The following is a 14,130-nucleotide window of genomic DNA, read 5'->3' as shown; positions in this document are numbered from 1 at the left end:
CGGGGCGCCGTCCGGGGCCGCCCCGGTCACCGGCGCGGCCCCCGGGCGTCATTCCGCGTCGGCGGCCAGGGCGTCGTCCACGGCGGTCTCGTAGTCCCCGAGGAAGGTCGGGTCGGGGCGGAACACCGCCGTGCCCAGCGCGGCGACCGCGGCGGGGACCTCGCGGACCCACCCGTACATGGTGGCGAACCTGCGCTCCTCCAGGCTGGAGTCGGCCACCCCGACCGCGTCGATCCCCGCGTCCCGGCAGAGCCGCACCGCGCGCGGCAGGTGGAAGTCCTGGGTGACCACCGTGGCCTCCTCCACCCCGAACACCTCCCGCGCGCGCACGCACGAGTCCCAGGTGGAGAACCCGGCGTAGTCGCCCGCGATCCGGTTCTCCGGAACCCCGGCGGCCACCAGGTAGTCGCTCATCGTGTCGGTCTCGTTGTAGTGGTCGACGCTGTTGTCGCCGCTCACCAGCACGGCCTCCACCTTCCCGGCGAAGTACAGCTCGGCGGCGGTGTCGAGGCGGCGTGCCAGCAGCAGGGACGGCAGGCCGTCGGGGCGGACGCCGGCGCCCAGCACCAGCGCGACAGGGCGCTCGGGCACCCCCTCGGCGGTGTGGCGGTCGCCGGAGGTGCTCGCGACCTGCCACACGAACGGGAGGAAGCCCGCCACCACGGCGCACACGGCCAGCAGGGCGAGGCGGCGCAGGGGGCGCCGGCGCCGTTCGGGGTGCTCGGAGCGGGTCTTCCCGCCGGTGTCGCCGGGGCCCCCGCCGGCTCCCGGTTCGGAGGCGCCGTCGCCGGGGGAGCCGTCGGGGGCCGGGGCGGCGCGCCCGGGGGCGGAGGGCTCCCGCTCGGCGTCGTCGGGTGCGGAGGCGCCGGACGCGGCGGGATCTGAGGTCGTCACGCCTGAGAAGACGCCCGGAGCGGCCGGAGAGTTCCGGCGGAGGGTGGGACGGGCGGGGCGACCTTGCGGGCGAACCGTCCCGGGGCGCAGAACCCGGCTGTGCGCCGCCCGGGCACCCCGTTAGAGTCGCCGCATGTCCTCACACCCGCACCACGACGACCTGTCCCCGCGCCTGCGCGCCCTCGCCGACCTCATGCCCGGGAGCATGCGCGAGGGCTCCGGGATGCACGAGTACGACGGCAGGGTCGCCGACACGTCGCCCGACGGGGTCCGGGACGCTCTGTCCCGGCTCGGCGGCGACCCCGTCGCCGACGCCCACGACGAGGCCCACCTGGCCGCGTTCGAGCAGGGTCTCCGCTACGAGCTGGGCGAACTCCAGCTGCACCGCTCCAACCCCCTCCACCACCTGGGCGAACTCGACGTCTCGGTCTACGACCGCGAGTACGCGCCCCGGGCGGAGCGCGACGCCGCGCGCATCGCCCACCTGGCCGAGTGGCCGCGCGTGGTCGACAACGCCGTCGCCGCCCTGGACAGGGTCCCCGCCCCCGTCGCCGACGCGCTCCTGGCCGCGGTGAGGGGTGTGGCCGACGGCCTCCCCGACGGCCTTCCCGCCGACGTCCTCGAACCCGCCCTCGCGGCGCACGCCCGCCTCGTCGCCCACATGGAGCGGGCGGTCCGGGAGGGCCCGGAGAGCGCTCGGCTCGGCGCGGACGCCCTGAGCCGCCTGATGGGCACCGTCGAGGCGGCCGAGGTGGACCTCGCCGACCTCGCCTCCCGCGCCGACGCCGAGCGCGACCGCCTGAGGGCGGCCCTGGCCCGGGCCACCGGCCGGATGGCCCCGGGCCGCGACCCCATGGAGTTCGCCCGCGAGCTCACCCGGCAGTACCCGGCCGCCGACGGGGTCCTGGACGCCGCCCGCCGCTGGACCGCGCTCGCCGTCGAGTTCACCGCCGAGCGCGGGCTGGCCCCGTGGAGCGACGGCGAGTGCCGCGTGGACGTCTCCCCGCCCTCGCAGCGCTGGGCGACCGCGATGATGGCGTGGTCGGGCCCGTGGGAGGCCGACACCCCCTCCTTCTACTTCATCACCCCGCCGGACAAGGCGTGGAGCGAGGAGGAGGCGGGCGAGTGGCTGGAGATGTTCAGCCACACCACCCTGCCCGCCGTGAGCGTGCACGAGGTGGCGCCGGGCCACTTCTCCCACGGCCGCGCGCTGCGCAGGGCCCCCGGCCAGGTGCGCCGCGCCCTGCACTCGATGACCTTCGCCGAGGGGTGGGCGCACTACGCCGAGGAGATGTGCCTGGAGGAGGGCTTCGGCGAGTACGCCGCCGAACGCCTGGGGGACCCCGCGTGGACCGCGGACCACTACGAGGTCGGCGTGTGGGTGGAGGCGCTGATCCGCGTCACCCGCCTGTCGGTGGCCATCGGTATGCACACCGGCAGCATGACGGTGGAGGAGGCGGCCGCCCGCTTCGCCGAGGACACCCCGCTCCAGGGGCCCGCCGCCCTCTCCGAGGCCCGCCGGGCGACCTTCGACCCCACCTACGGCCGCTACACCTGGGGCAAGCTGGAGATCCTCGCGCTGCGTGAGCGCGCCCGCGAGCAGTGGGGGGAGGGGTTCGACCTGCCCAGGTTCCACCGGGCGCTGCTCGACCTCGGCTCCCCGCCGATCGGGCTCATCGGCACCGCCCTCGAACGCGGTTAGCCGCGGGGGCAGCACTGTGCGGAGGGGGCCGGGGGTCCCCCCGATTTCCACGGTAGGGCGAGGGCCGCTCCGGCCGCCAGACGTCCCCGGGGCCTGTGGACGGCCGGTCGGCCGCGGTGGCCGGGCCCGCCCCGGGGGCGGACCGCGTCCGGGACCCCGGCCCCCGGGCCCGCAGCCGTCCCGCCGGGACGGCCGCGGGCCGCTCCCGGCCTACTCCGGGGTGGCGTGGCCCGGCACCCCCAGCTTCCCGAGGGCGTCGCGCACCCGCCCCTTCGACGAGCCCAGGGCCCGCGCGGCCCCGGCCGCGTCCACGTCGGCCAGGAGCGACACGAGCGCCACCCGGGTGTCGCCGCCGGCGGCGTTGAGGGCCTCCGCGCACGCCTCCTCGCCCAGGCCGGTGGCCTGGGTCAGGATGGTCACCACCCGGCCCCGCAGCTTGCCGTTGGTGGCGTCCACGCCCACCATCAGGTTCGAGAACGTCCGGCCCATGCGCACCATCACCGCGGTGGAGAACGCGTTCAGGGCGAGCTTCTGCGCCGTGCCCGCCTTCATGCGCGTGGACCCGGCGATCACCTCCGCGCCCGTGGAGACGCCCACGTGCACGTCCGCGGCCGAGGCGAGCGACGCCCCGGGGTTCGCGCTGATCAGCACCGTCGACGCCCCGCGCTCCCTGGCCGCCTCCAGGGCTCCCCCCACGTACGGGGTACGGCCGCTCGCGGCCAGCCCCACCACGAGGGAGCCCTCGGACACGCCCGCGGCGTCGATCCTGCCGGACTCCCAGTCGTCCTCGATCCCCTCCACGGCCCGTGCCAGCGCCTCGCCGCCGCCCGCGTGGTGCGCCACCACCCACTCGGCGGGCACGCCGTACGTCGGCGGCAGCTCGGCGGCGTCCTGCGCGGCGATCCGCCCCGAGGTGCCCGCGCCGAAGTAGTGGATGGCCGCCCCGCTCTCCAGGGCGGCCACCCCCAGCTCCACGGCCCGCGCCAGCTCGGGCAGGACCGCGCCCACGGCCGCGGGGACCGTGGTGTCCTCGGCGTTGATCTGCCGCAGGATGTCGAGCGCCGGGAGCAGGTCGATGTCGTACGTGCCGGAGTTGCGCTCCTCGGTGGGGGCGCGCACGATCACGGCCCCACCGCCCTCCGGGTCGCCGGGGGGACGGGGGGCGTCTTCCCCGCCGCCGTGTACCGCGCTCTCCTGTTCGGTCCGCACCCGTGCCGTTCCTTTCCGTAGGGCCGCGCCCGGCCCACCGCCGGGAAACCGGGCGACGGGGCCGCGCGCGTGCCGGTCAGTCGTCGTTTCCGTCGGTGCTCCTGCCGCCGGGGGAGTCCCCCCGGCGGCGTCTGCGGTCGTCGTTGATCCGCAGGCCCCGCACAGCCTCGAAGGTGGTCTCCAACGCGGTGCGGCTGTCGGTGTAGCGGCTCTGGGCCAGGCCCACGAACAGGCAGTCCACGACGGTCAGCTGGGCGAGCCTGCTCGCGGTCGCCCCGGACCGGAACGTGGTCTCCCGCGCCGCCGTGGTCAGCACGTGGTCGGCGAACCCGATCGCGGACCGGGGGAAGTTGGTGATGGCGACGGTCCGCGCCCCGCGCCTGCCCGCCTCGGTCAGCGCCTGGACCGTGTCGATGGTCGAACCGGAGTGGGAGATGCCGATGGCGACGTCCCGCTCGTCGAGGAGGGCGGCGCTGGTGAGCATGACGTGCGCGTCGGACCACGCGAACGAGGTCATCCCGATCCGGTGCAGCTTCTGCTGGAGGTCGGCGCCGACGAACGCGCTCGCCCCCACCCCGTACACGTCGATGCGCCGCGCGCCCGCCATCGTGTCGATGACCGTGCGCAGGACGTCCACGTCCAGGGCCGCCCCGGTCTCCTCGACGGCGCGAGCGTCGGTGTAGGCGATCTTCTGGACCACCGTGACGAGCGTGTCGTCGGGGTTGATGTCGCTGGACAGCTCGGGGGAGCCGGAGCGGGCGCCGCGGGCCTGCCCGGCCTCCGTGGCCAGCGCCAGGCGCAGCTCCCGGTACCCGCTGAAGTCGATGGTGCGGCAGAACCGGATCACCGTCGCCTCGGAGGTGGCGCAGTCCTTGGCGAGCTGGGTGATGGAGGAGGCCGCGGCCCTCTCGGGGTCGTCGATGACGCGCTGGGCGACCCGTCGCTCGGCGGGTGCGAGGGAGGGCAGGAGCGACCGTATGCGGAGCACCGTCGTGGGGACGGGCGACGCGGAGAGCGCCCCGGTCTCCGGTCGGTCGCCCGAAGGCTTCGGAATTTGCGCCATGGAGGAAAGTTTCTTTCGGTCGTGGTGCAGAGTCAACGCAGTGGAGGGAAAAAGCGGGAGAATCAAGGATTTCAAGGGACGGTCGCGGCAGCAAGTATCCACCCTCCGATTGCGGGATCCCAGCTCAGGCGGCACCCTGGGGGCGGGGGCGTCGCGGTTCATCCGTCACGCGCGCAACCCGCCAGGGGGGATGGTGCCGTGTCGCCGAGCGACTCGGAAGGACGGCGGTCCGGATCGGCCGCCGGGACCGGCGCGACGGCCGGCGCGCGGTCGGCCGACCGCGGGGCCGGGGGGCTCCACGTCGGGCTGCTGGGGCAGTTCGGCGTCGAGGTCGCGGGGGCCCCGCTGAACCTGCGCGGGGACAAGCGCCGGGCCCTGCTCGCCTCGCTCCTCCTCAACGCGGGGAGCACCGTCCCCACCGCCCACCTCGTCGAGCGGATCTGGGGCGCCCCGCCCACCCAGGCCAACCGCAGCGCCCTCCAGGTCCACGTCGCCCGTGCCCGCGCGCTGTTCGAGCACCACTGCGGCACGCCGCTCATCCTCGGCGGGAACGGCGGCTACCGCATCGACCTCGCCGAGGAGCAGTCCGACCTCCTGCGCTTCCGGGCGCTGGTCGGGAGCGCTTCCGACGCCGCGGCGCGGGGCGACCGCGAGGCCCGCACCGAACTCCTCATCCGGGCCCTGGGCCTGTGGCGCGGCCCGGTCCTGGCCGACGTGGCCAGCCCCGTCCTGCACGCCCGCGACGTGCCGCCCCTCACCGAGGAGCTGCTGCGTGCCGCGGAGGAGGGCTTCGGCGGGGCCCTGGCGCGCGGTGACCACGAGCGGGTGGCCGACCAGATCCGGCCGATCGCCACCGACCACCCCGAGCGCGAGCCCCTCATCCGCGTCCAGATGATCGCCCTCTACCGCAGCGGCCGCCCCAGCGAGGCCCTGCGCGTGTACGCGCGCACCCGCGACGCCCTGGTCGAGCGCCTCGGCGCCGACCCGGGACGCGAGCTCCAGGAGACCTTCCACGGCATCCTGCGCGGGAACCTGGACCCCCCGTCGGAGCACGGGCCAGCGCGACCCCCGGGACACGACGCGCACCGCGACCCGCTCACGCGCATCCCGCGCCAGAGGGCCCTGGTCCGTGGCGCGGGGACGCCCGCGGGGGACGCCGGAGCCTGCGCCGGCGCGGACGCGGACCCCGGGGGGCCCGCGGGCCGGTGCGTCCGGGCGGAGGAGCCGGCGCCCGATCCGGTCCGGCCCCCCGCCAGGATGCCCGGCTCCGTCACGCCCTCCGAGCTGCCCTCCGCGCCCGCCGTCCTGGTGGGACGCGACGGGGCCATGGCCGAACTCGACCGGCTCGTCGACCCGCGTGGGGGTACCCCAGGCAGCGTGCTCGTGCGCGGCCCGGCCGGGGCGGGGAGCAGCGCCCTGGCGCTGCGCTGGGCGCACGCGGTGGCGCCGCACTTCCCGGACGGCCAGCTGTACGTCAACCTGCGCGACGGCGACGGCTCCCCTCGCGACACGGCCGAGGTCCTGCGCCGGCTGGTGCGCTCCCTGTCCTCGGGGTGGCACGGCACGGGCATCCTGGACGCCGAGGACGCCGCGGCCCGCGTCCGCACGCTCCTGGCGCGCAGACGCGTCCTGCTGATCCTGGACAACGCGGCCACCAGCCGCCAGGTGCGGCCCCTGCTGCCCGGCGGCGCCGGTTGCGCCGCGGTGGTCACCAGCCGGAACTGGCTGACCGACCTGCTGGTGCGCGACGGGCTCCGCGCGCTCCCGGTGGGGGCGCTGCCGCCGGGGGCCGCGGTCGAACTGCTCCGCTCGCAGATCGGTGCGGACCGGTGCAGGGAGACGGTGCTGCGGCGCCTCGCCCACCTGGCGGGATACCTGCCGCTGCCGCTGCGGATGGCCGTGGCCTGGTTCGACACCAACCCGCACGCGTCCGGCTCGGAACTGGTGCGGAGCCTGGAGGAGGCGGACCCGGCACGCGGCGTCACTCCCACGGCCCGGATGGCCGCCGTGCTGCGTACCGGGCCCGGGACGGGCCGCCACGGCCGCGGGGAAGTACCGGTCGGAGCGGACCCGCCCGGCACAAGTGTGGGACAGGCGTCTTACGTTCGGCTTTCACCCGGATGAGGACTTTGCGCCCTGCGGTTGGCCGGGAGGTGGGCGGAGCGTGGCGGCCCGTGGACGCGGCGCGAACGGAAAACCAAGCACCGGTGGTGAAATCGGTCGGATTTGGCTATGGGGGTCCGCTGCGGTCGCACGAGTCGCTAGTGTCAACCCCATGACACAGAACAATGATCCCAACCTGGACCCGGCGGGCAACACCCAGCACTTCCGCCGCTTCGTCGACGAGAACCCGGAGCCCGAGGAGCCCGCGCGCCGTCCGATCCTGCCGCTGGTGCTGGCGGGCGTCGGCGTGGTTCTGGCGATCGCGGTGGTCGTCGCGCTGGTCCTGGCCTTCTCCTAGGACCCCTGTCGGGCTCTGGCGGCACGGGGCGGACCTGCCGGTCGGTCCGGAACCGGTTCGCGACCGCCCCGCGGTCCTGCTAGAGTTAACGACGTCGCCAGGGGGTACGGGCCACGGTCCGGCACCCGGGAGCGGCGGGCGTCATTAGCTCAATTGGCAGAGCAGCTGACTCTTAATCAGCGGGTTCGGGGTTCAAGTCCCTGATGACGCACAGCGGGTCGGCCCCGGTGGAAGGCATTCCCTCCCGCCGGGGCCGACCGCTTCCGAGGTCCCCGGCTCCGCCGGGTGGTGTGCCCCACATCGGGGCCTCGGAGGCGCGGAGTGCTCCACGGTTCCGGTAGAGTTCAATCCGTCGCAACGAGGGCGAGAGCCCACACGGGACGACAGGCGTCATTAGCTCAATTGGCAGAGCAGCTGACTCTTAATCAGCGGGTTCGGGGTTCAAGTCCCTGATGACGCACACGATCCGAGGCCCCGATCGATTCCGATCGGGGCCTTCGTGCTTTCCCGGGACCGAATTCGCCGAGCGCCCTTTCGCTGTTCTTTCGCGTCCTCCTTTCCCTACTCCCCGAATTCGCGCTGACGCATTCTGTGCCCTTGGCGTCCCGTGCGGAACGGCGTCCCTTTCGGGGGGCCGTTCGCCGCTTCCGGCGGCGGCCGGTGGTGATGTGCGGCACCTCGAACTGTCGTAGCCGGATGGTCTCCTGCGTGCGGTGCCCGAGATCCCCTTCGGTCTACGGCATCGCAGCTCAGGCAGTGCGCATCGTGACCGTTCGCTCTCATGAGGTGACCACCCTAATGAGATTGACATAAATCCCCTGGTGGGGAAATGTTGCGTTTCTGCCGCCTCTCTCGGAGAGGCAAGAACCCCTTGTACCGACCCCGGAGAATCCCCATGTCTGTTTCCCCCGCCCTGCGCGCCACCGGTCTGTCCGCGCTCGCCCTCGGCTCCGTCCTCGCCCTCAGCGGCTGCGGCGCCATCACCTCCCTCATCGGCGGCGGCAACGTCTTCGAGATCAGCGTCGGCGACTGCTTCGTCGAGTCCGAGATGAACGCGGCCTTCGCCACGGGCGAGGTCAGCGACGTCCCCCTGGTCGAGTGCACCGAGGAGCACGACGCCGAGGTCTACTACACCGAGGACCTGCCCGAGGGCGACTTCCCGGGCACGGAGTCGGTCGACGCCTCCACGGAGGAGATCTGCTACGGCGACAACTTCACCGACTTCGTCGGCGTCTCCTACGACGAGTCCGAGATCTACGCCGGCGCGCTCTACCCGACCGAGGAGAGCTGGAACCAGCTGGACGACCGCGAGGTCGCCTGCTACCTGATCACCCAGGGTGAGATGGTGACCGGCACCCTCGCCGGCGCCAACCGCTAGACCCCGCGTACCGCACGCCCCCGGTGACGGGCCCTGCTCCAGCCCGCGCCGCCCCGCGCCGCTGTTCACCTGCGGCGATGGAGAGCACGTCGCGACCGGAGAAGTTGAAAATTCTGATTCGCCCCGTCTTGGGCTGAAACCTTCTCCGTGTCACGTGCATCTTGATAGATGTCGCCGACCCTCCCCCACGTCGGCAGCAAGCAACCCTCGAACTGGTGGAGTACTACTCATGTCCGCAACGCGCCGCCCGCTGCTCGGCCGCATCACTATCGGGATCCTGGCCGTCGGCGCCTCGCTGTCCCTCTCCGCATGTGGCCAGCTTCCCCTGCTGCCCCCCGCCCTCACCGGCGGGGCCGAGGTCTCCCCCGAACCGGTCGAGACCAGCGAAACCCCCGAGACCCCCGCCCCGGAGCCCGTGGAGTCCGAGGAGCCCGCCGGCGCCTCCGACACGGACGTCTTCAACGTCGGTCTGGGCGACTGCCTGAACGAGATGACGCAGAACACGGACGACCAGATCTCCGAGGTTCCCATCATCGACTGCGCCGAGCCCCACGACTACGAGGTCTACCACGTGGAGGACATCGCGGAGTCGGGCGACTACCCGGGCGACACCGCCGTCCAGGAGGCCGCCAACACCATCTGCCTCGACGCCTTCGACGCCTGGGTCGGCATGGCCTACGCCGAGTCCGGCATCGACTACACGCCGCTGTACCCCGTCGAGGAGGGCTGGAACCTGGGCGACCGCGAGGTCCTCTGCCTGGCCTACGACATGGCCGGCCAGGTCGAGGGCACCCTCGCGGGCGCCGCCTACTAGCGCCGGGACCGGACAGCGCTCCGGTCCGGCGGCACGACCCGGCTCCTGCCCTTGTCGCGGGCAACTGCGACGAACCCCGCGACAAGCACAGGATCCTCCCCGGCGGACCTCGTCCGCGGCCCCGGACCTGCCTCCGGCAGGCGCACGACGAGCACGGGACCCGGCCCTACCGGTCCCGGTCCGCACCGCATGACGAACGGCCCGCACCGCACGGTGCGGGCCGTTCGCGTTCTCCGGGGAGGATCACCGACCGCCTCCCCGGGAGCGGCCCCGGTCAGCCCCCGGCGCCGCCCGCGGCGGGCAGGAGCAGCGGGGCGACGGGCTCGGCCGGGTCCTGCGCGAACGCCTCGGCGGTCTCGGCCGCGGGGGCGGGTTCCGCGGGCGGAAGGCCCTGGCAGGTGACGTCGGCCGGGGCCTCGCCGTCCACCAGGTAGGCGTCCACGGCGTCCCTCACGCACGGCAGGCCGAAGGAGTGGTAGAAGCCGTGCCCGCCGTCCCCGGCCACCGTGACCAGCGGGTTGTCCAGGCGTTCGGCCATGGCCACGCCGTCCTCGTAGGGGGTGTTGGCGTCCAGCTCACCGGCGATGACCAGGCCCTGCGGGTAGCCGTCGCGCTCGGCGTCGACCGCCGGTTCGGGCCGGTCGACGGTGCTGAAGGCACACGGGTGGGGGGAGGCCCATCCCGCGCCGCTCCCGTAGGGGTGCTCCTCCCGGTACACGCGGGTGTCCTCCCGGTACACGCCGAGCCGGGCGGGCCACTCCGTCTCGCACAGGACCGCGGTCTGGAGGTCCGGGGTGGAGATGTCGCCCACCGCGGGGCTGTAGGCGATGCTCAGGTTCTCGTACCCCTCGGGCAGCGGCTCGTCGTTGACGAGGAACCACTGGAACGAGGCGAACGCGTCCCACGAGGCCTGGAAGCGGGCGTGGAAGCCGATGTCCAGGTCGAAGAAGTTGTTCTCGTACCCCGGCATGGGGGAGTCCTCGCCGAGCGGCTCCTCCCGGAGCCGGGCGGAGGTGGCGTCGAGCGTCTCCAGCACCTCCTCCGCGGTGGCGCCGAAGCCGTACAGGTCGTCGTGCTCGGCGAGCCAGGCCGCGTACCGGTCCATGTTGGCGCTGAAGGCCGGGGCCTGGCCCATGAGTGCGTCGCGCGACACGCCCTCGGGACGGGTGGCGGAGTCCAGGACGCTGCGGTCCATCCGCTCGGGGAAGAGGGTGCCGTACACCGCGCCCAGGTACGTGCCGTAGGAGCCGCCCAGGTAGTTGAGCTTCTCCTCGCCCAGCGCGGCGCGGATGACGTCCATGTCCCGGGCGGTGTTCGCGGTGCTCATGTGCGGCAGCAGGTCGCCCCGGGTGCGCTCGCAGGTGCGCTGGTAGTCGATCGCGGCCCTGGTCAGGGCGGAGAACTCGGCGTCGGTCGGGCGCGTGAAGAAGGGCAGAGGGTCGGCCCCGCAGTCCACGCGGGGCGAGGACGCGCCGGTGCCGCGGGGGTCCATGCCGATGATGTCGTACACCTCGGCCGCGCGCGTGTCCCCGAGGGCCCAGCCGGCTTCGGGGTTGTCCGCGAGGGAGAGGGGCACGGTGCGTCCGTGGCCTCCGGGGCCGCCGGGGTTGGTGAGGAGGATGCCGCGCCGCCGTTCTGCGTCGTCGGCGGTCCCGCGGCTGACGGCCACGGTGATGCGCGTGCCGCCGGGGTCCGCGTAGTCGAGGGGGACCTCGATGTCGGCGCACTCCAGGCCGGGGAGTTCGGCCTCGGTGCAGGGGGCCCACGCGACGTCCTGGTCGTGGAACCGCGCGAGGGCGGTGTCTGCGGGGGCGGCGGCGGGGTCGGCCGCGGCAGGCGAGGCCGCCGCGAGGGAGGTGGTCAGGGCGGCCGTCAGGACGCTCGCGGCCAGGGGGATCGTGCGTGCTCGGCGCACAGGGGAGGCCTCCGCTTTCGGTCTCGTTCCGGGGGAACGGGGTCGTGTGCTTCGGAGGCACCACGGTACGAACCGGACGTACGTGTGCAACATTGACGAATGTCATGGATCCGGCTCATGGCCGGATGCGGACAGTGACGTGCCGAGCCGGCGGTGTCGGCCCGCCGGAGGCGCCGGGGCGGGGGTGGAGAGGGGCAGGGCCGCGGATCTTTCCGGTCAGCGCGCCCAGATCCGGACGGTCCCGTTGAGGAAGGCGCTCCACTCCAGGCCGGGGAAGGCGAGGGTGGCCAGGTCGCGGTGGCGGGTGTCGCGCAGGAACACCGCACCGGCGACGGCCGTCTCGTTGACCTCGACGCAGTCTCCGCGAGCACCGCTGTAGCTGCTCTTGCGCCAACCGTCGTCGGGAGTGGGGGCGGGCTGGAACCCGCCGTCGGGGATCACCGCCATGTCAGCCTCCCCAGGCTTCTGACAGCACATGGGGCGAGGCTACCGGCACGTGATGCGTCGTAGACAGGCCGTCGTGAAGCGAGGTCGGACGTGCTGGCGGTGGCGGCCCCCGCGTGGGCGGAGCACCTGGGCGCGCGATAGGTGCTCTGGGCTCCTACCCGGGGTCTTCGGGGTTGTGTGCTGTGGCCGAGATCCATGAGCCGTCCCGATCTGGTGGCCCGGTCGAAGAGTTGGTGTCCCCATCGTGCCAAGTTCCTGACAGAACGTGTCCATCGGGCTACCGTGCCTGTGACAGCACCCCGCGTCCCCGGGCAGGTCGAGCGCTGAAGGGCGGCCACAGTCGTCTCAGCGGGACAAGGACCGGTGCTCGCGCAGAGCGGCCGACGGGGAGGGCTTCTCGCCGACCCGTCACCCCCCACGAGGAAGAGATCCACGCTGGGCACCCGCTCCACGCTCCTGGAGTCTCCGGACGGAGAGAGCCGAGCCGGCATCGCCAGGACCGGCGGCCCGGGGGGAATCCGAGGAACCGACGCCCCCGTGGGCGTCGGCTTCTTTCGTTGTTTCCCTGCCGTCCCAGCTGTGGCGTGGCTACCGTGGTGCGCGGGTTCTGCCACCCGAGCCGCGAGGACCGCCGCCATGCCTGATCCCACTACGGACATCCCGAGCTACTGGGACAGGTACGCCCGGGGCGTGGGAGGAGACCCTTGCCGGGCACGGGTTCCGCCAGAAGCGGGCGTGGGAGGAATCCGCACCGGAACCCGATCACGTGGGAACGCTGACGCCTCCGCCGTCCGGTGAGACCGTTCGCCGCGTCCATCGCCACACTCTTGAAAGGGCGCCAGTGATCACTGATCCGTCGTCGGGGCTGGTCGACCGTCTGACCGGGGCCGGGGAGCTGGAGGAGGGGACCGTCCTCGCCGAGGCGTTCCGGGTCGTGGACCGGGGCGCGTTCGTTCCCGCTTTCGCGCTGTTCGACCACACCGGCCAGGGGACCCGCTACCGGCTCGTGGACCGTGCTGTGCCCGAGCAGCGCGAGGAATGGGCCGAGCACGTCTACGCCGACCAGACCCTCATCATCGAGATCAACGGCGAACCGGTCACCGAGGCGCTGCCGGGCGGCTCCGGGGCGGGCCGGTGGACCAGCTCCTCCACGATGCCGAGCCTGATGGCCCGGCACCTGCGCGAGCTGGGCCTGGAGGCGAACCCCCGGGTGTTGGAGATCGGGGTGGGGTCGGGGTACAACGCTGCGGTGCTGTGCGAGGTCCTGGGCGACGAGCGGGTGACGAGCATCGACATCTCTCCCGGACTCGTCGCGGGTGCGGCCCGGGCCCTGGCCTCGCAGGGCTACCGGCCCGTGGTGGCCGAGCACGACGGGCACCAGGGCTACCCGGAGCGTGCTCCCTATGACCGGATCACCTCGACCACGGCGTTCACCCACGTTCCCCCCGCCTGGCTCGACCAGGTCGCACCGGGCGGGATGATCCTGGTCAACGTCGCCGGAGGCACCGGCGGCGCCGTGCTGCGCCTGAGGGTCGGGGACGGCATCGCGCAGGGGCGGTTCCTTCCCCAGGGGGCGGGGTTCATGCCCGCGCGTACGCATCGGCCGGTGGAGCGTGTATCGGTGGACGACGACGGCGAAGCGGGATGGACCGACCTGGACCCGAAGGTCCTCACGGCGCAGCCCGAGGCTTCCTTCGTGGCCCAGCTCGCGACCGTCGATGCCCGCACGGTGGTCTCACAGGCCGACGACGGGACCGAGCTGTTGTTCCTGGAGGGTGCGGACGGGGCGTGGGCGGAGGTGGAGACGCGTCCCGTCGATGGACGCCACCGGGTGGTCCAGGGCGCTCCGCGCCGACTGTGGGATCTGGTGGATCACACGCACCGCTGGTGGGAGGGTGAAGGACGACCGTCCTGGAGCGCGTTCGGCGCGACCGTCACCGCCACCGACCAGTGGGTGTGGTTCGGGTCGCCGGACAGCGCTCACCGCTGGCCGCTCCCGGTCCCGGAACATCGCACCTGACCGTTGCTGACAGGCACGCACCTGTGGGTGGACACCCCGGACACACGCCTGCGGTGAGCAGGGGTCGGGGAGTCCGGGGCCCGGCTCCGCTCTTTCTCCGGGCTCCGGAAAACCTCCCCGGGAACACCATCGGCCCTGCCCGTCCTGGTCGGCCCCGACATGAGCAACGCCCGGACCGCCATCCAAGAAGCCAAAGGACCGGACGACGACGATGACGAACACACCAT

At 73.5% G+C, this 14,130-nt stretch carries 11 protein-coding genes and 2 tRNA genes; 8 read left to right on the top strand and 5 right to left on the bottom strand.

Going from position 1 to position 14,130, the window contains the following annotated elements; all coding sequences use genetic code 11:
• Positions 1–48: 48 nt before the first annotated feature.
• The gene (locus tag ACQPYD_RS26345) at positions 49–894 is read right to left on the bottom strand and encodes a SanA/YdcF family protein (protein ID WP_433698163.1); all 846 of its coding nucleotides are present in this window, start codon (positions 892–894) and stop codon (positions 49–51) included.
• 133 nt (positions 895–1,027) lie between these two features.
• On the opposite strand from ACQPYD_RS26345, the gene ACQPYD_RS26340 reads away from it, so the two are divergent.
• Positions 1,028–2,596 carry a DUF885 family protein gene (locus tag ACQPYD_RS26340; RefSeq protein WP_433698162.1) on the top strand — a complete coding sequence of 523 codons (1,569 nt, stop codon included), beginning with the start codon at positions 1,028–1,030 and terminating at the stop codon, positions 2,594–2,596.
• A 210-nt stretch (positions 2,597–2,806) separates the two neighbouring features.
• Here ACQPYD_RS26340 and ACQPYD_RS26335 read toward each other — a convergent pair whose 3' ends face one another.
• Together ACQPYD_RS26335 and ACQPYD_RS26330 are read right to left on the bottom strand one after the other, a co-directional pair.
• On the bottom strand, positions 2,807–3,805 hold the full coding sequence (locus ACQPYD_RS26335; protein ID WP_433698161.1) for an N-acetylmuramic acid 6-phosphate etherase: 999 nt from the start codon (positions 3,803–3,805) through the stop codon (positions 2,807–2,809).
• A gap of 76 nt (positions 3,806–3,881) precedes the next feature.
• Positions 3,882–4,868 carry a MurR/RpiR family transcriptional regulator gene (locus ACQPYD_RS26330; protein ID WP_402920810.1) on the bottom strand — a complete coding sequence of 329 codons (987 nt, stop codon included), beginning with the start codon at positions 4,866–4,868 and terminating at the stop codon, positions 3,882–3,884.
• Between the two features lie 198 nt (positions 4,869–5,066).
• Here ACQPYD_RS26330 and ACQPYD_RS26325 point away from each other — a divergent pair, with 198 nt between their 5' ends.
• The 6 genes from ACQPYD_RS26325 (at position 5,067) to ACQPYD_RS26300 (ending at position 9,521) form a co-directional block, all read left to right on the top strand.
• Entirely contained in the window at positions 5,067–6,992 is a 1,926-nt protein-coding gene (locus ACQPYD_RS26325) for a BTAD domain-containing putative transcriptional regulator (RefSeq protein WP_433698160.1), read from the top strand.
• Positions 6,993–7,143: 151 nt separating this feature from the next.
• A complete protein-coding gene (locus ACQPYD_RS26320; protein WP_267946203.1) occupies positions 7,144–7,329 on the top strand; it encodes a hypothetical protein in 186 nt (61 codons plus the stop codon).
• Positions 7,330–7,467: 138 nt separating this feature from the next.
• Positions 7,468–7,540: transfer RNA gene (locus ACQPYD_RS26315), tRNA-Lys, on the top strand.
• Positions 7,541–7,716: 176 nt separating this feature from the next.
• Positions 7,717–7,789 (top strand) — tRNA-Lys (locus tag ACQPYD_RS26310).
• A gap of 435 nt (positions 7,790–8,224) precedes the next feature.
• The gene (locus tag ACQPYD_RS26305) at positions 8,225–8,707 is read left to right on the top strand and encodes a septum formation family protein (RefSeq protein ID WP_433698159.1); all 483 of its coding nucleotides are present in this window, start codon (positions 8,225–8,227) and stop codon (positions 8,705–8,707) included.
• Between the two features lie 229 nt (positions 8,708–8,936).
• Entirely contained in the window at positions 8,937–9,521 is a 585-nt protein-coding gene (locus tag ACQPYD_RS26300; RefSeq protein WP_267946201.1) for a septum formation family protein, read from the top strand.
• Positions 9,522–9,795: 274 nt separating this feature from the next.
• Here the strand turns inward: ACQPYD_RS26300 and ACQPYD_RS26295 are convergent, their stop codons facing one another.
• Positions 9,796–11,436, bottom strand: a complete 1,641-nt coding sequence (locus ACQPYD_RS26295; protein WP_433698158.1) for an alpha/beta hydrolase — start codon at positions 11,434–11,436, stop codon at positions 9,796–9,798.
• A gap of 216 nt (positions 11,437–11,652) precedes the next feature.
• Entirely contained in the window at positions 11,653–11,883 is a 231-nt protein-coding gene (locus ACQPYD_RS26290) for a DUF397 domain-containing protein (protein WP_433698157.1), read from the bottom strand.
• An 841-nt stretch (positions 11,884–12,724) separates the two neighbouring features.
• On the opposite strand from ACQPYD_RS26290, the gene ACQPYD_RS26285 reads away from it, so the two are divergent.
• Positions 12,725–13,903: a methyltransferase domain-containing protein gene (locus tag ACQPYD_RS26285; protein ID WP_433698156.1), complete on the top strand. Its 1,179-nt coding sequence runs from the start codon at positions 12,725–12,727 to the stop codon at positions 13,901–13,903.
• Positions 13,904–14,130: the final 227 nt, after the last annotated feature.

This window comes from Nocardiopsis sp. CA-288880 (genome assembly GCF_050955985.1).
GTDB lineage: Bacteria > Actinomycetota > Actinomycetes > Streptosporangiales > Streptosporangiaceae > Nocardiopsis > Nocardiopsis tropica.
The sequence above is the reverse complement of the archived record's forward strand: the minus strand, read 5'-3'. Positions and strand labels throughout refer to the sequence as shown.

Bases quoted from the DNA above. Each gene is read 5' to 3' on its own strand.
- ACQPYD_RS26340 (WP_433698162.1), top strand. From the start codon at position 1,028: ATGTCCTCACACCCGCACCACGACGACCTGTCCCCGCGCCTGCGCGCC.
- ACQPYD_RS26290 (WP_433698157.1), bottom strand. From the start codon at position 11,883: ATGGCGGTGATCCCCGACGGCGGGTTCCAGCCCGCCCCCACTCCCGAC.
- ACQPYD_RS26305 (WP_433698159.1), top strand. From the start codon at position 8,225: ATGTCTGTTTCCCCCGCCCTGCGCGCCACCGGTCTGTCCGCGCTCGCC.
- ACQPYD_RS26300 (WP_267946201.1), top strand. From the start codon at position 8,937: ATGTCCGCAACGCGCCGCCCGCTGCTCGGCCGCATCACTATCGGGATC.
- ACQPYD_RS26330 (WP_402920810.1), bottom strand. From the start codon at position 4,868: ATGGCGCAAATTCCGAAGCCTTCGGGCGACCGACCGGAGACCGGGGCG.
- ACQPYD_RS26320 (WP_267946203.1), top strand. From the start codon at position 7,144: ATGACACAGAACAATGATCCCAACCTGGACCCGGCGGGCAACACCCAG.